Below are 20,639 nucleotides of genomic sequence, written 5' to 3'. Positions count from 1 at the left end.
AACATGGCCGACTATGCGCAGATCAAGAAGGAGCTTGAAGGCATTGCAACGGAAGACAATCCTGCCCTTGTGCGCCAAAAAAGCCGCGACTTCTATTGGTACTCACCCGTTTTGAAACGTCAGTTGGATAACGTCACCGCCGACCTCGTCGTTTCGCCAAAGTCGGTTGAAGAGGTCATCCAGACGCTCAAGGTCGCACATGCCCATTCCGTGCCGGTAACGCCACGCGGCGCCGGTACCGGCAACTACGGTCAAGCCATGCCGCTGTCGGGCGGGATTGTCTTGAACATGATCAACATGAGCGCGGTCAAGGAAATCCATCCTGGCCGCGTGATCGCCGAGCCCGGCATTGTCATCGCGGAACTCGACCGCCAGACGAAGGCGCATTCCAACCAGGAACTGCGTTTCCATCCCTCGACCGCCCAGTCGGCGACCATCGGTGGCTTCATCGCGGGCGGCTCGGGCGGTGTCGGCTCAGTTCATTGGGGCGGGTTGCGTGATCTGGGTAACATCTTGCGCTTGAAGGTCGTGACGATGGAAGCCGAACCACGGCTGCTCGACCTGACGGCATGGGATTTGCAAAAAGTGACCCACGCCTATGGCACCAACGGCATCATCGTTGAGGTCGAGATGCCACTGGCACCTGCCTATGAGTGGGTGGACGTTCTTGTGGGTTACGATGACTACATGGACGCGGTTCGCTTTGGCGACGCAGTTGCCCACAAGAACGGTATTCTGGTGAAGGAAATCGCGCCGATTGCCGCACCCATTCCGTATGACTACTTCCCACGCCACAAACCCTTCATCCGTCACAGAAACCAATCGATCTGCGTTTTCATGGTCGCACCGCAATCCATGGATGCGTTCACCGCATTCACCGAGCGTCAGAAAGGGGAGATACTGTTTCGCTCCGACAAGGTCGAAAGCATGAAGGGCATTCCACATGCCTACGAACTTGCGTGGAACCACACGACGCTGCGCGCGCTCAAGGTCGATCCAAGTTTTACCTATCTACAGGTTCAATATCCTGGACCCGACCATGTCGCGAAAGTCCAGAAAATGACGCAGATTTTCGGTGACGAGGTCCCGGGGCATCTGGAGTTCCTCAAATTCGATGGCCACATCCAGTGCTCGGGTCTACCCCTCGTCCGTTTTGCGACGGAAGAACGGTTGGAGGAGATCATAAAAATCCACCAGGACAATGGGTGCCCGATTTTCAATCCTCATCGATATACTCTGGAGGAAGGCGGCATGAAGCAGACGGATACCGTTCAGCTCGCCTTCAAAAAAGAGACTGATCCGCAAGGGTTGCTCAACCCCGGTAAGATGATCGCCTGGGAAAACCCCGACTTCGATTTCAAAAGCGGTGAGAACTATCTTTTCCCTGGTCTGGCGGCAGCGGGTGGCTGATGAAGATTTTGGTTCTTCACGCCCACCCGGTTGAATCGAGCTTCGGCTCGGCCCTGCATAATGAGGCCGTTGAAACGCTTCGCAGGGCTGGACACGAGGTGGATGACTGCGATCTCTATGCGGAAAACTTCAACCCTGTCCTGACACGAGAAGAACGCCTTGGCTACCACACGGTGCCGGCCAATATCGAACCGGTACGCTCCTATGTCGAGAGGTTGCGGACAGCGGATGCGCTGGTCATCGTGACACCCGTGTGGAATTTTGGGTGGCCGGCAATCCTGAAGGGGTATTTCGACCGCGTCTGGTTGCCCGGCGTCACTTTCGACATGGATGAAGGCGACAGAGGCAAGCTGACCCGCAAGTTGAAGAGCATCAAGAAACTTGTCGTCGTGACGACCTATGGCGGCAACCGCTGGCGCGCGTTCCTTGCCGGTGACCCACCAAGGAAAATGGCAACGCGAGTGTTGCGCGCGGTGATCAATCCGACAAGGGGCGTCACCTATCTCGCCCACTACGATATGAACAACTGCACAGTTGAGACACGTACGAAATTTCTAGAAAAAGTCCGCGCAGAGATGCTGCGCCTCTAGAGAGGTCGCTGTGAGACACGGCATCCAAGACATTTAGACAGAAATCGAAAAACCTAAAAAACCTTGGCCGCGGTGACCTCTACTTCCACCAGGAATTCTGCACGGGTGAATCCGCCGACGACAAGCAAGGTCGAAACTGGCTTGGGATCGAGCGTAAAACGATCACGAACCGCCATATAGGCAGGAAAGTCTTCACGTTTGGTCACGAAGCCGCAAATGCGGATAACATCCGCATAGGTCATGCCCGCCTCGTCCAAAACAGCGCCAATCGCCTTGAAACACAATTCGGCCTGTGCGGAAACATCATGCGGGATAACATCATCCGGCGTAACCCCAAGTTGCCCGGAGGTAACAAGCAAACTCGCGCCCGCCTCAACCAGCATTCCGTGGTTATAGGCGCCGAATGGCTGACGAACAGAGGGTGGGTTGAAAACACGCTTCATATCGGACTCTCTTATTGACCATCAAAACCAGGCTGCGCCAGCATCCTTGCTTACGCACGACACGGACAGAATGGCACGGAAAATATGACTGATAAATAAGCAATTCACACCTAAAGGCACACGTTTGAAATGAGTTTTTATTTGCAATTTCCAGTCCAAAAAACCATCAATGCTCTGGATCGCGTATCTCCAAAACCAATCTTCCAACATCAAAAACTAATTTAATTTCAACGCACAAGCACTTACGAAGTCTTAACTGAAAATCACGGAATTATGACGAGTTAACACAATATTGCCGAATAACGATCACCTTGCCGCCAAGTCGTCTCCGAAAGGCAAGTCATGTTCTATCAGCAAGGCAAGAGCCCCTCTTTTAGTGGTGAAAAATTTACCCAGCGGATTGTTGTTCCGATGGCGGGTATTCTTATCATCGCTATTGTCGTGGTCATCGGGTTTCTTTTTGTTGCCGCAGACAGACAGAACAGTCTTGAGGTCGAATCTTCGACCAAGCTTGCCCAGACAGCACTTGCCGTGAAGACACGCGAAGTCGCGCGCAATCTTAAGGACTACGCGGTCTGGGAAGATGTCTATAACAATCTGTATCTCAAGATAGACACGCAGTGGGCAGCGACCGACGGCAACATCGGCGCAAACATTTTCGAGGGTCTGGGATACGAGGCAGCATTCGCTATCAACTCGGCAGGGGACACGGTCTATGCCGTCATAGACGGCGTTCCTGAAAAAATAGACGCCTTTGCGCTCATTCCGGAGGGACTGCGCGAGCTGATGAAAAGCTCCCACAGTCAGGTGGAGCCCGTTACAGGCTTGCTACGATCTGGTAAAGATGTGGTCATTGTCGCCGCCACCTCCATTCTGCCGCCATCGGTCGACCGCGCATCTGTTGACGTGGCAACGTTGACCTCCATCGTCTTCGCAAAAAAGCTGAACCATTCCTTTCTTGAAAAAATGGGCCAGGACTATCTCCTCTCAGGCTTGACCCATGACGACGTTGCGCCTGCTGCAGCCGAAGCCTCTCTCCACCTGACATCATCTGATGGCAAGTCGCTGGGTGCGATCACATGGGTGCCGGCGAAGCCGGGTTATAAGCTGTTGCCCGTTCTGGCACCGCCTTTGGCCATTTGCGTCATCATCCTTGGTGCTTTCTCTTTTCTCGTTGTACGAAACATTCGCAGATCGACGAAGGCGCTCGAAGAGTCTGCCAGGACGGTCGAGGCCTATGCTCAGACGCTGCAGGAAAGCGAGGCCCGCTTTAAGGATGTCGCCGAAGCATCGTCGGACTGGATATGGGAATGCGACCCGCAGCTTCAGATGATGTTTCTGTCAAGCCGCTTTTCGGAGGTCACCGGCATCGCTGCGGCCAGCGTTCTCGGCAAGACCCTGCCCCAATTCTTCCAGAGCGACAGCGACAATGACGGATGGACGAAGCTGCTACAGGAAACATCCGAGCGGCATGCCTTCCGGGATCTGCGCTGCCTGTACAAGGATGCGTCGGGAACAACCCGCGTGTGCAGGCTCGCTGGTCGGCCCAGCCATAATGTGGCGGGAAATTTCGTCGGGTTCCGCGGCACCGCAACAGATATTACCGAAGAGGTCGAAGCACAGGCGCGCGCCAGCCACCTCGCTCTTCACGATGCCTTGACCGGACTGCCCAACCGCGTCCTCTTCCGCGAACGCCTCAACACGGCTCTTTCCGGCAGCGGCGCAAAAGCCTCGCGTGTTTCGGTCATCTGCCTGGATCTTGATCACTTCAAGGAAGTCAACGATACGCTGGGCCACGGCGCAGGTGACATCCTTCTGCGACAGCTGTCACAGCGCCTGTTGGCATGCGTCAGGTCCACCGACACCGTTGCCAGGCTTGGTGGCGACGAGTTTGCCATCATCCAGACCGGCGTCAGCCAACCGGCAAAATCGGAACAGCTTTGCCGCAGGCTGATCGAGGTCGTAAAAGCACCTTTCGAAATAGACGGAAACGAGATTCATGTCGGAGTGAGCCTGGGGATCGCAATGTGCAGGGAATCGGGCAACGACCCTGAACGCATTCTCAAAAATGCAGACATAGCGCTCTATCGCGCAAAACAGGCAGGCCGCGCGACCTATCGCATTTTCGAAGCCCACATGGATCTGGAATTGCAGGAACGCAAATCACTGGAGCATGATTTGCGCCAGGCGATGCTCAAGAACCAGCTGGAGCTGCACTATCAGCCGCTGATCGACATCGGCACGAAAAAGGTCGTGACCGTCGAGGCGCTCATTCGCTGGCGTCATCCCGTTCGCGGTATCGTTCCTCCAATCGACTTCATCCCTCTGGCGGAGGAGACAAACCTGATCGTTGCTATCGGAGAATGGGTTCTTGAAACGGCTTGTAAACAGGCATTGAGCTGGCCAGACCTACGGGTTGCGGTAAACCTTTCGCCGGTTCAGTTCCGAAATCGCGAACTGGTAGAGGTTGTAAAGGATGTCCTTAGACGCACAGGTCTCGACCCGTCGCGCCTCGAGCTTGAAATCACCGAAAGCGTCCTTATCAACGATGTCAGCTCGGCGCTCGCCACCTTGAATGCCCTTAAAGATCTGGGTGTGAAGATCGCAATGGATGACTTTGGAACGGGTTATTCATCGCTCGGATATCTGAACTCGTTCCCGTTCGACAAGATCAAGATCGACAAATCCTTCATCGGCGACATGAGCGACAAGGACAAGTCCGGGGCGATCGTGAAATCGGTTATCAGCCTGGGTCAAAGTCTCAATATGGTTACGACGGCGGAGGGCGTGGAAACCGCCGAACAGGCGACTTTCTTGACCCAAGAGGGCTGCGATCAATTGCAGGGTTACTTCTTCAGCAGGCCTATTACGGCAACCGAACTGACGAGTTTCATGCTCGACTGGAACGAGCGCGAGAATGCGCAAGACCCCGACGTGAGCGTTGCCGCTTAAACATAACAAACAACACTATAACAGGGACAGACTATGAACGCGCAGAGCTTACGCCTCCTCGATCTCGATCAGGCCAATCCTACCGACACATTGCCACAGACCATCGAAACCGCTCTGTCTCCGGCCGAGAGCAAGCGTCGTTCAGGTCCACCTCTGGAAGTTTTCGAGAGCGTGGATGCGATTATTTCGGACCTTCGTCCGACGGAGCCGGTCTTTTGCCTGCAACCCTCAAAAATCAGACAGGCCGCCAAGCGCTTCAGTGTTTTTCCGGGTCGCCCGCTTTATGCCGTCAAATGCAATCCTCATCCTTTTGTTCTGGAGACCCTCTTTCAGGCCGGTATAACGGATTTCGACGTGGCATCACTTGAGGAAGTGCGCCTTATTGATCGCCTGTTCGGCAGCTCGGCCGGTCAGTTCTTCAACAACCCGGCCAAATCACGCCCGGCGATCCGTACCGCCTCTTTCAATCACGGCATCCGTTTCTACACAGCAGACTGCGAAGAAGAAATTGAGAAGATCTTCCAGGAAGCGGATTTCGACAGCGATCTCATGGTTGCCGTTCGCCTAGCCACCAAGCCAGCCGATGCGCGCTATGTCCTTTCAACAAAATTCGGTGCACAGCCCGATGATGCGGCGCGGATGCTCAAGATCATCCAGAAGCGCGGGGCAAAGGCAGGCATTTCCTTTCATGTCGGCTCGCAATGTCTCGCTCCGGAAGCGTTCTCGGCAGCCATTACCCTTGCGTCGAAAGTGTCCCGTGCCGCAGGCGTGCCACTGAGCGTGCTCAACGTGGGTGGTGGTTTTCCGGCGGCCTATCCGGGAGACCGGGTGCAGGGTCTGGAACATTACTTCGCACAAATCGTGCATGCCCGTCGCGGTATCGATCTTCCGCATGGCTGCATCGTGCTGTGCGAGCCGGGACGCTCTCTTGTTGCTGAAGCCGGAACGACCATCGTTCAGGTCGTGGTTCGCCGCGACCGGGCGATCTACATCAATGATGGTGTCTTCGGGACTTTGCAGGAACTGACCCATCCCAAGGAAACACGCCCCATTCGGCTGATCCGTCATCACGCCCGGCCCGCTGCTCCCATGGCCAGTTTCAAGGTTTACGGCCCGACTTGCGATTCCAACGACGTGCTTGGCGCTCCACTGACATTGCCGAATGACGTTCAGGAAGGTGACTGGATCGAAATCGGTATGATGGGTGCCTATAGCCTGTCGATGCGGACCCACTTCAACGGGTTCCATGCCGACAAAATCGTCGTGCTGGGCGAGTAGGCTCAAACATCTTATGATCACCACCCCAAAGCGCGTCGGTCGTTTGACAGCTTCTTTGATCGGCGCCGTCGGGGTTATTCTCTGGGCGACGGAAACGATGCTCGTCACTTTGACGACATCGATCCCGCCTCTTCAAACGGTCGCGCTGGCGTTCATGTTTTCGGCGGCAATGTCGCCTGCCGTGTGGTTGCTGACCGGAAGCCATCCTCTCGAGGCGTTTCGGCAGCCCATACGTGTGTGGGTATTCACCGTCGTTTCTCTGGTGGGCTATCATAGCTGCATCTATTATGCCACGCAGCAGGCGCCACCCGCCGCTGCCGCTCTGCTGCAGTCCACCACCCCTTTGATGATCGTGCTGGGCTCTGCCTTCCTCCCGGGCGAGCGGCTGCGATGGTGGCATGTTGTCGGAGCCCTCCTGGGTTTTGTCGGTGTCACGATGCTGGTCGAAACCGGCGGCGAAGGGGCTTCAACAGGTTCATCGTTTTTCTATCTCGCGTTGATCGGCGTCGCAGCAGGCCTGTGGGGCCTTTATTCCGTGATTGCGCGCACCTTGCCGGATGTGCCGTCATCGACGCTTGGTGTATTTTACGCTGCTTCAGCTGTGATCACATTTGCAGCGCACTTCCTGCTTGAAACGTGGGTCCCGCCGCAGCCAATCGAGTGGTTTGCGGTCGCAGCTCTCGGTATTTTTCCGATGGGTCTTGCCATCTACTTTTGGGATTTCGGCCTCAAGCGGGGCGATATTCAGGCGCTGGGTGCATTCTCCTACGTCGAACCCTTTATCGGCGCTGTCCTCGTGGCCGTGTTTACGGGCGCGGCGCTGAGCTTGTCCCTGTTCTGGTCAGGTCTTCTTGTCGTAACGGGTGCGGTGATTGCCAGCGCGGGTCTGTGGAAAAAATCGCAGACGACGTTCCCCGCGATTGCTTCCTCAGCCCTGCCCGAAACCTGGCTGACCTCTGTAAGCACCATCGCGTCTCGAACCGACCTTCTTGACGTGACGAACCGTGTCGTGACGAGACTGGTATTGATCGGTCGGGACTACGACAATCCACGTTCCCATGATCGTGAGATGAAGGAACTGCTTTTCGCACTCGGCTGTCTCGTCCAGATATGGGATGAACTGGAATCAGAACATGACGACAATGCACAGCCAAGCCCTTCCTGCACACTGGTTGCATGACGGAAATGGCGGCATGCAACCTCACAGAGGCCATCTTGGAGCCAGAGGCAGTCGTTCATCTCTCCACTCTCCAAATATGACACATAGGGTGGACGAGCACAGAGTATAGTCTGGTCATGGTCTATACTCGGCCGAATTGCGGATGACGAAGCGTGCGCTCGATGCCACGCAGTTCGGCCAAACCTTTCAGGCGGCCAATGGCAGGGTAGCCGGGTTGCGCGCCCCGGGTCTCATCATCCAGAATTTCCTGTCCGTGGTCAGGCCGCATGGCAATACGATGGTCTTCACGACCTTCCGCGCGTCTGCGCTTTTCCTCCTCCAGCAGCGCCGCCATGACCGCTACCATATCGGTTGCTCCTTCGAGATGCTCGTCCTCGAAAAAGGAGCAGGGCGTGGCGTCGGTCTCGCGTGTCACATTGCGCAGATGCACGAAATGGATACGATCTGCGAAGGTTTTTGCGATGAGCGGCAGATCATTATCGGCGCGCGCGCCAAGTGAGCCGGTGCACAGCGTGACGCCATTGAAACGACTCTTCACCTGGTCAAGCATATACGTATAATCGGCCTGCGTAGAAAGAATGCGGGGCAGACCGAGGAGCGGCCAAGGCGGATCATCGCCATGGGCACAGATGTTGATGCCAACCGCCTCTGCGACCGGCACGACCTCAGACAGAAAATCGACCAGGTTGGATTGCAGCCGCGACCGATCAACACCCTGATAGGTCCGCAGTTTTTCCAGAAGCTGGTCCAGCGTGTAGCCATCCGCCGAACCGGGCAACCCTGCGCTGATGTTTTGTGCGAGCGCGACAGTCCTTCTATCCGGCATTGCGGAAAAGCGCTTCGCCGCCTCTTCCACCAACCACGCAGGATAATCGTGCTTGGCGTCGGGACGTTTCAGGATGTGAATGTCAAACGCTGCGAAGTCTGTCAGGTCGAACCGCATGGCCTTCGCGCCATGACGTGTTTCCCAGCGCAAATCGGTCCGCGTCCAATCCAGAATCGGCATGAAATTGTAGCAGACGGTGCGGATACCGCTGGCAGACAGACGGCGCAGGGTCTCTTGCCAATTCGCGATGTGAGCTTTCCAGTTGCCGGTCTGTGTTTTGATGTCTTCTGAAACCGGCACGCTTTCCACCACATCCCAATAAAGACCACCAGCCTTGATGGCTTCGTGGCGCATGATGATGTCATCCACAGGCCAGACGGCACCGGTCTCGATGTGATGAAGCGCACTGACGATCCCTTCAGCCCCGGCCTGCGCGGCGTCGCGTACCGTTACCTTGTCCACCGGACCGAACCAGCGCCATGTATATTTCATGTCTCGAAATCCTCCTCTGTAAACTTTGCATGGAACGCGACGGACTGCCCTCCCGCTGAACAATGATTTTCAGCGCACCCGGGTGCTGGTTCCTATATGGCAGCGCCTTTTCAGCCTGATCGAAAGAAAAACCAGTCGTAATGCGCGTCAACCGTATGAGGGCCGGGGATGTCTGGCTGAACATGGCCTAAGGCACAAAGACAGATGGCTGGATGCCGGACAGCCGATAAAAGGATTGGGCGTTCTTTCCGAAGACTGCTGCCTTATCGGCATCAGGGACGATATCTCGGCATTCTTCAAACCAGGATCGGTAATCGGACACGAGAGTGAGAACTGGCCAATCGCTCCCCCAGATCGTTTTTCGGGTCCCGAAAAGCTCGAATATGGTTTCAGCATAGGGCCTGACAGCAGCGAGCCGACGATTGCCATCCGCCTCGGTCAACAGGCCGGAGAGTTTGCAATGGACATTCGGCAACATCGCCAATTCCGACATCGCCCGTCGCCACGCAACGAGATGGCCTTGCGCTATGAAAGGTTTCGCGCCGTGATCGATGACGATACGCAAATCTCGGTGGCGCTGCGCAAACTTCAGAAGAGGACCAAAATGTCGAGGTGTCACCAGTGCGTCGAATGACAAATCATGTCTCACCAATGCATCTATTGCCGGAGTAGCCTTCGGGTCAAGAATCCAGTTGGTGTCATCGATGTCCTGAAGCATCGGACGAATGCCTTTAAACTTCGGATGTGTCGCATAGTGATCAAGACGCTGAACGGTCACGGGATCGATAAGGTCGACCCACCCGACGACACCAAGGATGGATGGTACCGATTGCGCAAGCTCAAGGAGAAAGTCCGTATCCTCGGCCCGACCAAGCGACTGCACGACAACGGTTCCGTCAACGCCGTCCGCTTCGAGGCAGGGCTGCAAATCCTTCGGCTCGAAATCACGATGAATCGCAGTAAGCTCGGCAGGAGGCCAAGCCCCTTCCCTTGACCTCATCAACCAATAGTGCTGATGAGCGTCGATGATCATGGCCTGTCACCTGTGGGGAGTGGCGTGCCATCGACGAAAATCCCGCGACCTTGCAAGTCCTTCCAGATGGAAACCGGAATGCTCTCCTCAAACCAGGCGATATTACTCTTGATCTGGTCGGCATTGCGCGCTCCCGACACAACACTGACGACCGCAGGGTGTGCTGCCGCAAACTGCAGAGCGACGGCTGGCAGCGATACACCGGCGTCCCGGCACATTCCGTCAAGCACATCCACCCGCTCCAGAAGATGCGCAGGCGCGTCCGCGTAGTTAAACTTGCGGTTTCCTGCCAGAAGACCGGAATTGAAAACTCCCGCTATGACGACACCCACACCGCGTTCAACGCAACGGTCGAGAACCGCGAGGCTCCCCTGCTCTAACGCGGTGTAACGACCGGCAAGCATCGCGATATCCAGATCGAAGACGTCCATGGTCTGATTGATGATCTCAGCGTCGTTGACACCCAGCCCCACGGCTTTGGTAGATCCCTCACGACGAAGGTTTTCAAGCGCCCGAAACCCGCCACCCGTTGTGATCTGGTTCCAGTAGTGGTCGTGTTCGTCGCCATGCTGTGCGGCACCGATGTCGTGCACGTAGAGAATATCCGGCGCCAGAATTCCCAGTCGTGACTGGCTCGCTTCGAATGACCGCATGATGCCGTCATAGGTGTAGTCGAACACGGGTCTGAATGGTAGAGGATCGACAAAATCGTTCTCATGGTCTCCAACGGATGCATCCGGCGTCATCACCCGCCCGACCTTGGTACTGACGACATAGTCTTCTCTCGCATGCTCGCCAAGCATGGTGCCAAGACGGAGTTCTGACCGGGTAAATCCGTAATAGGGCGCTGTGTCGAAATAGCGGACATCTGCATTCCAGGCGGCATCGAAGGTCGCCTTGGCTTCATCATAGGGTGTGACCCGATAGAGGTTTCCCATCTGCGCGCAGCCAAGGCCGAACACGGGGATATCAAGCTCCACCCTTGGAAGTCTGCGCCGGTCCGATACCTTCATATCCTGCCTTTTTTACGCCAGACGACGCCCAGATCGAGATGGGCGTCGTGGGTTGATCCACCTAGTGAGAACGGATTTCGCTTCGGTTTTGTCGATAACCTTGAGGAGGATGTGAACGGTGATCGCTGTCAAAATCCCGCCCCTGCCGCCGTCCTTGATCAGCAACAATCTGCCAGCTCGGTTTTTGCTCAAGACCGCACGCGTTTTATCCTGTCTCAGGTTGAACGTTGCATCGTCTAAAGCGGAAACGCCGGGAAATTCCGTCGCGATATCGTTATGCTGAAAAATAACGTCATGAGAGCTGACGACAGCAGCCGCTCGACAATTGACTTGACCGGCCGCCATGCTCTTCCTCCATTGCCTGCGCAATCGCCTCCCCGCTGCGCAGACAATGGAATTTTAGACTTGCGGATAAATTGGTCAAGCCAATTGATGTCTTGGTGGAGACGTTTGCCGAGACGATCGAGCGCCGATTGGGTTCTCAGTTTTTTTCCGCAGAAGTTTCTTTCCTGACGCGCCTTGGGAGAAGCGACTTTAAAAGGCCCCATGTCGGCGACACGATATAGGTCGCTGCCGGGATGGCGATGAAGCCGACGATAATGCCCACGACGCCCGCACCGGCAGCCTCGACAAACCAGGACGCGATGGAGGCAACTGAAGGAACGGCTTGAGAGACGGCATGTCCTGCCGCCTCAATCAGATGCGCAGGAGCCTCTATGCCGAATGTTTCCAACCCGTGCACGACTATACCCCCACCCACCCAGATCATGGCGGCGGTACCAACCACGCCCAGGATTTTGAGAAAATACGGCATCGCGACCACGATGCCGCGTCCGAAGCCTCTCGCAATCGATCCGATGGTAGAGTTCGATTTCACCTGTGCCAACATGAGGCCGAAGTCGTCCGCCTTTACGATCACAGCCACGCCACCATACACGAGAGCGGTGATGCCCAGACCCACAGCTGCAAGAATAAAAGCTTGCGAAATGACGCTGCCCGGATCAAGCGCGCCGAGCGTTATCGCCATGATTTCAGCCGACAGGATGAAGTCGGTCTTGATCGCACCGGCAACTTTCGCATCCTCGAGTGCCTGTGGGTTGACGCTTGCCGTTTCCAATTTCGACTCATGCGCTTCCGCCGCATGGGGAACGACAAGCCCATAGACCTTTTCGGCACCTTCATAGCAGAGGTAGAGGCCGCCGAGCATCAATAGCGGAGTGATCGCCTGCGGTGCGATCAGACTGAGCACAAGAGCGACCGGAAGCAGGATCAACAATTTGTTCTTCAGAGAACCCAGTGCGATCTTCCAGATGATCGGCAATTCGCGAGCGGGTGAAAACCCGGTCACGTAGCGGGGCGTCACTGCGGCGTCATCGATGACAACCCCTGCGGCCTTGGCGCCAGCCTTGGCAGCCTGACCAGCGATGTCGTCCAGAGACGCTGCCGCAACTTTGGCAAGAGCTGCGATGTCATCGAAAAGGGCGATCAGTCCGACACTCATGAGCGCCTCCGTTTATCAGAAAAATTCAGGCCGCTTGAGCCAAAAATCTTAGTTGTTGAAGAATGTTGGCCCGGCAGATTTGCGAAAACCTGCCATGCCACACTTTATATCGCAAGAACAGGCAGGTGTCGGCGATCGCTCCAAGCAATGCGGGATAGAGATCTGAAGAATTCCGTCGTCGCGCCGCGTGAAGTGTTGGCGCGGCAACGGTCATATCAGCCTTCCAGTTGCTTGATCACAGCCCGCGCAGCAGCGACAACGGCTTCGGTGGTGATGCCGAATTTCCGGTAGACATCATCAATCTTGCCTGATGCGCCAAAACGATGCATGCCGACAAACTTCCCGTCGATGCCGATATATCGGTCCCAGGAATCCTGCACAGCCGCTTCGACGGCAACGCGGGCGCGTGTCTCGCCGACAACTGAACGCTGATAGGCGCTGTCTTGCTTTTCGAACAACAACCTGCATGGCATGGAGACAACGGCGGTTGGAATGCCGTCCCGTTGCAGAAGATCACGGGCGTTGACGGCGAGCTGCAATTCCGAGCCAGAGGCAAAAATCGTCATTTGCCGCTCGCCGCCATCCGCTTCCAGAAGAACGTAACCTCCCCGGGCCGAACGATTTTCATCGCCAGCTTCGCCTCTCAGCAAGGGCATCGGCTGACGGGAGAGAGCAATCAAAGCCGCCTGTCGTGGCGCGTCCAATATGGCCTCCCAGCACTCGGCCGTCTCGATGGAATCGCCGGGGCGATAGACAGCAAGCTGTGGAATGGCGCGACGGGCGCTGAGATGTTCGATGGGCTGATGAGTTGGACCGTCTTCTCCCAGACCGATGGAATCATGGGTCATCACGAAGATGGTTCGAATCTCCATCATGGCAGCCAACCGAATGGCCGGACGGCAGTAGTCGGAGAATGTCATGAACGTTCCACCGTAGGGGATAAGGCCGCCATGCAGGGCAATACCGTTCATCATGGCCGCCATGCCGTGCTCGCGTACGCCGTAATGCACGTAGGAACCGGAAAACTCACCTGGTACGATCTCGGTCTGGTTCTTCGCCTTTGTATTGTTGGATGGCGTCAGATCAGCTGATCCGCCCAGCATTTCGGGAATAGCATCGAACAGATGATTGAGAACGATGCCGCTGGCCTGTCGGGTTGCAAGATCCTTCTCGCTTTTTGCCAGCTCTGCCTTCGCGCCTGTTATCGCTGTGCGCCAGCCGGCAGGAAGCTCTCCGTCCATACGGCGTTTGAAGTCTTCAGCCACCTCGCTCTTCGTCTGGGCGAGCCGCTTTGTCCACGCCTGCTGTGCCGAACGACCCTTGGCACCAATCCTGCGCCAGTCGTCGAGAAGGTTCTGAGGGATTTCAAATGGCGGTGACGACCAGTTCAACAGTTCACGCGCACCGGCGATCTCTTCCTCGCCCGGCGCGTCGCTATGCGCTTTTTGAGTGCCGGCCTTTGTTGGAAATCCAAAACCGATAATTGTGCGGCAGGAGATGAGCGACGGTTTATCGGTTACATTCCTGGCTTCGATGATCGCAGCGCGGATCGCATCCGTATCGTGCCCATCAATTTCTATGACGTGCCAGTTGGACGCGTGAAAACGAGCGGTTTGGTCATCCGATTCAGCCAGGTTGGTCGCGCCATCGATCGAGATCGAATTATTGTCAAAAAAAGCGATAAGCCGCCCCAGCTTGCGGTGCCCCGCGAAGGAGATCGCTTCCTGGCTGATGCCCTCCATAAGGCATCCGTCGCCCAGGAACACATAAGTGAAGTGGTCGACGAGATCATCCCCAAATTGCGCGTTCATAACCCTCTCGGCGAAGGAAAAGCCCACCGAGTTCGCCAGCCCCTGCCCCAGCGGTCCGGTGGTGGTCTCGATGCCTGTCGCGTGATGGTACTCCGGATGGCCTGCAGTTCGGCTGTCTATCTGGCGAAAGCGCTTGATCTCATCGAGGGTCATGTCCTCATAACCCGTCAGGTACAACAGGCTGTACAACAGCATGGAGCCATGACCGTTCGAAATGAGGAAGCGGTCACGGTCGAACCAATGTGGCTCCTGAGGGTCGAAGGTCATGAATTCGGAAAAAAGAACCGTTGCAATATCCGCCATGCCCATTGGCATGCCGGGATGGCCGCTTTTTGCGTTCTGCACGGCGTCCATTGACAAAAACCGGATGCAATTTGCAAGTTCGCGCAGATGCGGGTCACGCGGTGGCGGGACAGATTTCTGAGTTGATACGGTTGATTGATCCTGCATGGGAAAACTCCTTGGGCATGCACGCGTTCGCGGCGCCACCTCTGATAAGCCAGTTGGAGCATCAGATGTTCCAGCACTCAGCCGTCTTTCTCTGCATTCCCGACCTCAAATCGCGAGGATGGCCCTGCGCACTCCAGTCACGGAAAATACCATCGATAAGTCGCAATTGCCGATGACGTTGGTTGAACAAGTCGCGGCAAACGCTTGGCGACGCCAGCACAATTCAACAACCGAATATAACGACTTCGAGGAAAATGAGATGCAAATTGGAATGATGGGACTGGGCAGAATGGGCGCGAACATGGTTCGGCGCCTATTGAAGGGCGGCCATGAATGCGTTGTCTTCGATATCAATCCCGCAAACGTTGCCGCACTGGTCGCAGAGGGCGCCACAGGCGCGACGTCGATGGAGGATTTTGCTTCCAAACTGACGAAACCCGCCTGCGCATGGCTCATGCTCCCTGCAGCAATCACCGGGCAGAATGTGGACAAACTCGCGGCGCTGATGGCGCCGGGCGACATCATCATCGACGGAGGCAATTCATACTACCACGATGACGTCGACAAAGCAGAACAACTGCGCGCCAAAGGCATCGATTACGTCGATGTCGGCACCAGCGGCGGCGTCTGGGGCTTGGAGCGCGGTTATTGCCTGATGATCGGCGGGCCTGAGAAGGCGGTGCGCCATCTCGACCCTGTCTTCGCGACATTGGCGCCTGGCGGCAATCCACTTGATATCGAGGCCCCCAGCGAAGCGCTGAAGACAGCGCAGTTTGGCTATCTTCACTGCGGCCCCACCGGTGCAGGTCACTTTGTCAAAATGGTCCACAACGGTATCGAATACGGCATGATGGCTGCCTATGCAGAAGGAATGAACATTCTAAAAGCTGCCAATGCGGGCAAAAAGACACGGGATGTCGATGCTGAAACCAGCCCGCTGCCAACACCGCAATATTACCAGTTCGACATCGATATGGCCGCTGTCTCCGAAGTTTGGAGACACGGCAGCGTTATCAGTTCCTGGCTTCTGGATTTGACGGCGGATGCGCTGAAGCAGGACCCAGAACTCGCGTCGTACGGTGGTCGTGTCTCCGATTCCGGCGAGGGGCGCTGGACATTGAAAGCGGCAATCGACACCGGTGTGCCGACCCCCGTTTTGTCTTCAGCCGTGTTCCAGCGGTTCAGTTCCCAGGGCGAGTCCCTCTACGCAGACAAGTTGCTGTCTGCCATGCGGTTTGCCTTTGGCGGCCATCACGAAAAACCAAAATCCGATGCTGGAATGAAACCGGCCTGACCTCCCCCCAAACAGAAGAGCAAGGATCGGCAGCTTAGCTCCGGTCCTGCTCGGACGTACTGACCAACTTTGCAGCCGCCCGGTTTGCCTGGCCCAGTGCATCGATCATCGCGTGGCCGGCGGCAAGCTCGGCGGCGAGTACGCCGATAAATTCATCCCCCGCACCGTGCGTACTTTGAACCTCAACCTTTATGGCGGCAATCACGATTTCACCGCCATCTCGACTTGCATAGGCGACGCCTGCTCCGCCAGCGGTTACTACCACCTCCGGATAGGTTTGGGCGAGGATTTTGGCAGCCGTCAAAGCGCCATCCAATGTTTCCACGACCGGCGTATCTGCCAGCATTTCAGCCTCGATGGCGTTGACCACAAGGATGTCGATCAGTGGCTGGAGCGCCGTTGAAAGAACACGTGCAGGGGCGGCATTGATCAGAATGCGGCCACCGGCCTGTCTTACGGCTTTTGCTCCCGCAACGTTGGCGGCATCCGGGATTTCATTTTGCAGAACCAGAAGCGTCGTCTTTGAAAGGACCTCATGAGCTGCGGCGACATCGACCTCACCGAGTGTCAGATTGCTGCCTGAGACGATGACCGCGCCGTAGTCTCCTTCGTCATCGAAAATGGCAACGCTCATCCCCGTGGACCGGGAAGCATCACCACGGACAAAAGTGTGATCGACACCTTTACGCGCCAGATTGGCAAGGAGAAAACGGCCAAAATCGTCCTCCGCGACCGCGCCTATCATCGACGTGGACATGCCGGTGCGGGCGCAAGATACCGCCTGATTGCCACCCTTGCCGCCGAACTTGGGATGCCAAGATGTGCCCGTCACGGTCTCACCTTTTCGTGGGCGCGATGGACCCATAACAGCAATATCATAATGCAGACTGCCCAGGACGGTGACGAGCGGCGATGATGTCATGAAAGTCTATCTTTCCGTTTGGATTTGACGGCAGACATGGTCCGGTCAAGATTTGTTTCAGCCGACTGGTAGTCGCGCTGTGCAACCGCCATGAAGACGGCGTCGAGAATATTCAATTGTGCGATGCGCGCGGCGGCATTCTCACCCATCAGGGGCGATCCCTGTGCGGTGGAACAGAGAACCACATCGGCGGCCTGCGCTAGCGCGGAAGAGTTGTAGTTCGTGATCGCAATCGTTTGCGCGCCGTTGCGCTTGGCCAGCTGAAGCGCTTCGATGATCGCGGTGGTATTGCCGGAATGGGAAAAGCCGATGGCGATATCGCCGTTGGTCAACAGCGCTGCCGACATCAGCATCATATGAACATCATCGAACACGGATGCGCGAACACCGATACGCAGGAACTTGTGCGACACGTCCCGAGCGATTTGTGCAGAACCGCCGACGCCATAAAAATCCCGTTGCCTAGCGCTGTGGATGAGGTCGGCAGCCTTGTCGAAGGCCACCATATCCAGAATGGACAGTGTTTCCTCCAAGGCATTGATCGAGGTGCGAAAAACCTTCTGAACGATCTCCTGGGACGTGTCCTCAACGGACAGTTCCTGGTGCATTTCTGCCGTCGGTTGGCGATTGTACTGGCTCACCGCTGTGCGAAAATCGCGGTACCCGGAAAAGCCGAGCTTCTTGGTGATCTTCACCACCATGGCTTCCGACACGCCGGCGTCGTCAGCGATCTGCTTCAGCGACGTTTCATCGCTGAAATCACGCATCGCGAAAACGGTATCCACGACCTTTGCTTCGAGCGCTGTCAGCAAGGGCATCATCATGCGAATGCGCGGGCCGACTGTCTTCGTGTCGAAGCTTTCCGAATTCATTCTCTTCCCCTTGTCGCACGATCAATCATCATGGCGACGAGGATTATAAGGCCAGTGGCGAGCAGTTGATAGAAGGCCTGAACATTCATCAACGTCAAACCGTTGCGCATTGCACCCAAGATGATGGCGCCCAGTATCGTACCGAGAATGCTGCCTTTCCCGCCCATCAGGGACGCACCACCAATAGCCGCGGCCGCGATGGCATCCAATTCCCACAGGTTTCCAAGAATAGGTTCGGCAGCCCCCAGACGACCAATGAGAATGAGAGAGGCAAGTGCAGCCAGACCACCGGAAATGACATAGGCCGTAATCTTGGTGCGGGCGATCGGAACGCCTGCGACATAGGCAGCCTCTTCATTGCCGCCAACCGCCATCAAATACTCGCCAATCGGCGTTTTCTTGAGCAATATCCATGCGGCAATGGCAACAACGGCAACGATCAGCACCGGCGTCGGGATGCCGAAGAGATTGCCGTTAAAGAGAGACCGGAACCCCGCTGGAATCCCGAGAACGGGATTGCCACCGGTGTAGATCAACGCGATGGCGCGATAAGTGCTGAGTGTTCCCAGCGTCACGATGAAAGGTTGCAGGCCCACATAGGCAACCAGCACGCCATTGATCAAACCGCAGAGAACGCCAACGCCGAGACCTGCCAGAATGGCAAGCGGGATCGGTGTACCCGCCACAAGCAGGCTGGCGGTAACAACAGCAGAGATTGCAGCTGTGGGGCCAACCGACAGATCGATGCCCCCGGAGATGATGACCAGCGTCATACCGAGTGCCAGGCACGCATTGATGCTGGACTGCTGGAGAATGTTGACAAGATTTCGCTCGGAAATGAACCCCGGAACGAGGGCTGCAAACACCGCCATGATGACGACGAGGCCGATCAACGTCCCTGCATCGCGAAGCGAAAACGAGAAGCGACGGAAGGCGGGGCCGGAGTTGGGCGTGACATTGGAAGTGCTGGTCATGGATGGTCCTGTCCGTTCATACGGGTCGCGCAATGCGCGCGTCGTCCGCATCGGCATTCGCCCCTGGAATGGCATGCGCGACAATCGCGCTTTCGCTCAGTTGATCACGTGGAATATCTGCCGCAATCCGCCCTTCCCGCATGACCAGCACGCGATCCGAAAGGCGGATAACCTCGGGCAGCTCGGAGGATACGACGATGATGGAATGACCTTCCCGGGCGAGGTCTTCGATCAGATGATAGATTTCTGACTTGGCCCCCACATCGATGCCGCGGGTCGGCTCATCGAACAGCAGGATTTGTGATTTGGCCGCCAGCCAGCGCGCAATGATGGCCTTTTGCTGGTTACCGCCGCTGAACAACCGGATCGGACGATCCAGCTGGAAGGGCCGCAGGTTAACGCGCTTCAAAAAGTCCTGTGCGGTCGCGCGCAGTTTCGAATTGCTGATCATCCCGCCGGATGAAAACGTGCCAAGCGAGGCCAGTGCCATATTGGTGGCAACGGGGCGCAGGGGAATGATACCCTCCCTTTTACGCTCTTCCGGCACCAGACCGATGCCAGAGGCGATTGCATCGCGTGGATTGGAGAAGCTCTGTTCTTTCCCGTCAATGACAATCGAACCGGCGCTCAGGCGATCGACACCAGCCAGCAAGCGCAGGAGTTCCGTGCGCCCGGAGCCGACCAACCCGGCGATACCAAGGACTTCACCCTTGTGCAGGCTGAAGGACACATCGCGAATTCTGGTCGCTGACGACAGATTTCTGGCTTCGAGCTTGACGGTATCGGTCACGAAGGAATTATGGTGTTCCTGCATCAATTCGCGACCGACCATCTTGGCGATCACGTCCTTTTCCGAAACCGTGGCGAGATCCACGATATCAACCAGCTTGCCATCGCGCATGATGCTGGAGCGTTGGCAGATGCGAAAGACCTCATCCATCTTGTGCGATACATAGATGATCGATACGCCGGTTTTGGATAGGCTGGCGATGACCTCTGCCAGTCGGTCGAACTCGCTGGGCGTCAGGCTCGACGTCGGCTCATCCATGGCGATGACCTTCGCTTTGTCGAGAAGCGCTCGGCCGATTTCGACGATCTGGCGCTGAGCGACCTTGAGAGATGATATCGGCGCCGAAGGATCAATGGTTTTGTCGATCATCGACAGCGCTTCTGCAGCGCGCTCTTCCTGCTCGCGGCGGGACACGAATAGGCCGCCCATATGCGTCAGCGAATGACCGAGAAACATGTTCTGGGCGACGCTCAAATGCGGGACCTGCTGAAGTTCCTGGTGGATCATCGCGATACCGGCGGCCCGGGCATCCATCGGTTTCTTGAAGGCGACAGCCTCTCCGTCCACAAAGACAGTGCCGGATGTAGGGCGAAACACGCCGGACAAAATGCGCAAAAGCGTGGATTTGCCAGCGCCGTTTTCACCGAGAAGTCCGTGGATCTCGCCGGGGACGACCTCAAACGAAACATCCGTCAATGCGTTTACGCCGGGAAAGCTCTTGGAAATCGTCTCGAATCTCAGTCTCGGCGTCATCGCTCAATCTCCTGCTTGATGGGGATGCCGGCAGAACCGGCCTCCCCCTTCGCGT

The 20,639-nt window shown here is 56.4% G+C and carries 17 protein-coding genes; 6 read left to right on the top strand and 11 right to left on the bottom strand.

Annotated features, from left to right (window positions below):
* Window positions 1-3: 3 nt before the first annotated feature.
* Together EKM04_RS22160 and EKM04_RS22155 are read left to right on the top strand one after the other, a co-directional pair.
* A complete protein-coding gene (locus tag EKM04_RS22160; RefSeq protein WP_183893598.1) occupies window positions 4-1,410 on the top strand; it encodes an FAD-binding oxidoreductase in 1,407 nt (468 codons plus the stop codon).
* Window positions 1,410-2,000: an NAD(P)H-dependent oxidoreductase gene (locus tag EKM04_RS22155; protein ID WP_183893596.1), complete on the top strand. Its 591-nt coding sequence runs from the start codon at window positions 1,410-1,412 to the stop codon at window positions 1,998-2,000. Before EKM04_RS22160 ends, EKM04_RS22155 begins: the two co-directional genes overlap by 1 nt.
* 53 nt (window positions 2,001-2,053) lie before the next feature.
* Here EKM04_RS22155 and EKM04_RS22150 read toward each other — a convergent pair whose 3' ends face one another.
* Window positions 2,054-2,443 (bottom strand): RidA family protein, encoded by a 390-nt coding sequence (locus EKM04_RS22150; protein ID WP_183893594.1) that lies wholly within the window; start codon window positions 2,441-2,443, stop codon window positions 2,054-2,056.
* A gap of 411 nt (window positions 2,444-2,854) precedes the next feature.
* On the opposite strand from EKM04_RS22150, the gene EKM04_RS22145 reads away from it, so the two are divergent.
* From EKM04_RS22145 to EKM04_RS22135, 3 genes are read left to right on the top strand one after another with little or no spacing between them, the layout of a single operon-like run.
* A complete protein-coding gene (locus EKM04_RS22145) occupies window positions 2,855-5,395 on the top strand; it encodes a bifunctional diguanylate cyclase/phosphodiesterase (protein ID WP_234900385.1) in 2,541 nt (846 codons plus the stop codon).
* A 33-nt stretch (window positions 5,396-5,428) separates the two neighbouring features.
* The gene (locus EKM04_RS22140) at window positions 5,429-6,673 is read left to right on the top strand and encodes a type III PLP-dependent enzyme (protein WP_174154741.1); all 1,245 of its coding nucleotides are present in this window, start codon (window positions 5,429-5,431) and stop codon (window positions 6,671-6,673) included.
* 13 nt (window positions 6,674-6,686) lie between these two features.
* Window positions 6,687-7,853 carry a DMT family transporter gene (locus EKM04_RS22135; protein ID WP_183893592.1) on the top strand — a complete coding sequence of 389 codons (1,167 nt, stop codon included), beginning with the start codon at window positions 6,687-6,689 and terminating at the stop codon, window positions 7,851-7,853.
* 121 nt (window positions 7,854-7,974) lie between these two features.
* Here EKM04_RS22135 and uxuA read toward each other — a convergent pair whose 3' ends face one another.
* From uxuA to tkt, 6 genes are all read right to left on the bottom strand, one after another.
* Complete coding sequence (gene uxuA / locus EKM04_RS22130) at window positions 7,975-9,171, bottom strand: mannonate dehydratase (RefSeq protein WP_183893590.1); 1,197 nt, start codon at window positions 9,169-9,171, stop codon at window positions 7,975-7,977.
* A 187-nt stretch (window positions 9,172-9,358) separates the two neighbouring features.
* Complete coding sequence (locus tag EKM04_RS22125) at window positions 9,359-10,204, bottom strand: amidohydrolase family protein (protein WP_183893588.1); 846 nt, start codon at window positions 10,202-10,204, stop codon at window positions 9,359-9,361.
* Window positions 10,201-11,217, bottom strand: a complete 1,017-nt coding sequence (locus EKM04_RS22120; RefSeq protein ID WP_183893586.1) for an aldo/keto reductase — start codon at window positions 11,215-11,217, stop codon at window positions 10,201-10,203. Before EKM04_RS22120 ends, EKM04_RS22125 begins: the two co-directional genes overlap by 4 nt.
* A 12-nt stretch (window positions 11,218-11,229) precedes the next feature.
* The gene (locus EKM04_RS22115; protein ID WP_183893584.1) at window positions 11,230-11,562 is read right to left on the bottom strand and encodes a hypothetical protein; all 333 of its coding nucleotides are present in this window, start codon (window positions 11,560-11,562) and stop codon (window positions 11,230-11,232) included.
* Window positions 11,563-11,698: 136 nt separating this feature from the next.
* Complete coding sequence (locus tag EKM04_RS22110) at window positions 11,699-12,718, bottom strand: DUF808 domain-containing protein (RefSeq protein ID WP_183893582.1); 1,020 nt, start codon at window positions 12,716-12,718, stop codon at window positions 11,699-11,701.
* Window positions 12,719-12,933: 215 nt separating this feature from the next.
* Window positions 12,934-14,979 (bottom strand): transketolase, encoded by a 2,046-nt coding sequence (tkt, locus tag EKM04_RS22105; RefSeq protein WP_183893580.1) that lies wholly within the window; start codon window positions 14,977-14,979, stop codon window positions 12,934-12,936.
* 259 nt (window positions 14,980-15,238) lie between these two features.
* Between tkt and gnd the strand changes: the two genes are divergently transcribed.
* Window positions 15,239-16,273, top strand: coding sequence for a phosphogluconate dehydrogenase (NAD(+)-dependent, decarboxylating) (gnd, locus tag EKM04_RS22100; protein WP_183893578.1), 1,035 nt, complete (start codon window positions 15,239-15,241; stop codon window positions 16,271-16,273).
* Between the two features lie 34 nt (window positions 16,274-16,307).
* Here gnd and EKM04_RS22095 read toward each other — a convergent pair whose 3' ends face one another.
* Genes EKM04_RS22095 through EKM04_RS22080 form a run of 4 tightly spaced genes read right to left on the bottom strand, consistent with a single transcriptional unit; the run spans window position 16,308 to window position 20,584 of the window.
* The gene (locus EKM04_RS22095) at window positions 16,308-17,195 is read right to left on the bottom strand and encodes a ribokinase (RefSeq protein ID WP_183893576.1); all 888 of its coding nucleotides are present in this window, start codon (window positions 17,193-17,195) and stop codon (window positions 16,308-16,310) included.
* Window positions 17,192-18,067: a MurR/RpiR family transcriptional regulator gene (locus tag EKM04_RS22090; RefSeq protein WP_174154761.1), complete on the bottom strand. Its 876-nt coding sequence runs from the start codon at window positions 18,065-18,067 to the stop codon at window positions 17,192-17,194. The genes EKM04_RS22095 and EKM04_RS22090 overlap by 4 nt, the downstream gene beginning before the upstream one ends.
* On the bottom strand, window positions 18,064-19,041 hold the full coding sequence (locus tag EKM04_RS22085; RefSeq protein WP_183893574.1) for an ABC transporter permease: 978 nt from the start codon (window positions 19,039-19,041) through the stop codon (window positions 18,064-18,066). The genes EKM04_RS22090 and EKM04_RS22085 overlap by 4 nt, the downstream gene beginning before the upstream one ends.
* Before the next feature lie 16 nt (window positions 19,042-19,057).
* Window positions 19,058-20,584 (bottom strand): sugar ABC transporter ATP-binding protein, encoded by a 1,527-nt coding sequence (locus EKM04_RS22080; RefSeq protein WP_183893572.1) that lies wholly within the window; start codon window positions 20,582-20,584, stop codon window positions 19,058-19,060.
* Between the last annotated feature and the right edge of the window lie 55 nt (window positions 20,585-20,639).

The sequence above is a fragment of the Rhizobium skierniewicense Ch11 genome, from assembly GCF_023757665.1.
In the GTDB taxonomy this organism is placed as follows: domain Bacteria; phylum Pseudomonadota; class Alphaproteobacteria; order Rhizobiales; family Rhizobiaceae; genus Agrobacterium; species Agrobacterium skierniewicense.
This window is presented reverse-complemented; position numbering and strand designations above follow the sequence as displayed.

Coding starts and splice junctions, on each gene's coding strand:
- EKM04_RS22155 (WP_183893596.1), top strand. CDS start 1,410: ATGAAGATTTTGGTTCTTCACGCCCACCCGGTTGAATCGAGCTTCGGC.
- EKM04_RS22135 (WP_183893592.1), top strand. CDS start 6,687: ATGATCACCACCCCAAAGCGCGTCGGTCGTTTGACAGCTTCTTTGATC.
- EKM04_RS22150 (WP_183893594.1), bottom strand. CDS start 2,443: ATGAAGCGTGTTTTCAACCCACCCTCTGTTCGTCAGCCATTCGGCGCC.
- EKM04_RS22090 (WP_174154761.1), bottom strand. CDS start 18,067: ATGAATTCGGAAAGCTTCGACACGAAGACAGTCGGCCCGCGCATTCGC.
- EKM04_RS22145 (WP_234900385.1), top strand. CDS start 2,855: ATGGCGGGTATTCTTATCATCGCTATTGTCGTGGTCATCGGGTTTCTT.
- EKM04_RS22160 (WP_183893598.1), top strand. CDS start 4: ATGGCCGACTATGCGCAGATCAAGAAGGAGCTTGAAGGCATTGCAACG.
- EKM04_RS22110 (WP_183893582.1), bottom strand. CDS start 12,718: ATGAGTGTCGGACTGATCGCCCTTTTCGATGACATCGCAGCTCTTGCC.
- EKM04_RS22125 (WP_183893588.1), bottom strand. CDS start 10,204: ATGATCATCGACGCTCATCAGCACTATTGGTTGATGAGGTCAAGGGAA.
- EKM04_RS22080 (WP_183893572.1), bottom strand. CDS start 20,584: ATGACGCCGAGACTGAGATTCGAGACGATTTCCAAGAGCTTTCCCGGC.
- EKM04_RS22085 (WP_183893574.1), bottom strand. CDS start 19,041: ATGACCAGCACTTCCAATGTCACGCCCAACTCCGGCCCCGCCTTCCGT.
- EKM04_RS22115 (WP_183893584.1), bottom strand. CDS start 11,562: ATGGCGGCCGGTCAAGTCAATTGTCGAGCGGCTGCTGTCGTCAGCTCT.
- EKM04_RS22140 (WP_174154741.1), top strand. CDS start 5,429: ATGAACGCGCAGAGCTTACGCCTCCTCGATCTCGATCAGGCCAATCCT.
- EKM04_RS22120 (WP_183893586.1), bottom strand. CDS start 11,217: ATGAAGGTATCGGACCGGCGCAGACTTCCAAGGGTGGAGCTTGATATC.
- EKM04_RS22095 (WP_183893576.1), bottom strand. CDS start 17,195: ATGACATCATCGCCGCTCGTCACCGTCCTGGGCAGTCTGCATTATGAT.
- gnd (WP_183893578.1), top strand. CDS start 15,239: ATGCAAATTGGAATGATGGGACTGGGCAGAATGGGCGCGAACATGGTT.
- tkt (WP_183893580.1), bottom strand. CDS start 14,979: ATGCAGGATCAATCAACCGTATCAACTCAGAAATCTGTCCCGCCACCG.
- uxuA (WP_183893590.1), bottom strand. CDS start 9,171: ATGAAATATACATGGCGCTGGTTCGGTCCGGTGGACAAGGTAACGGTA.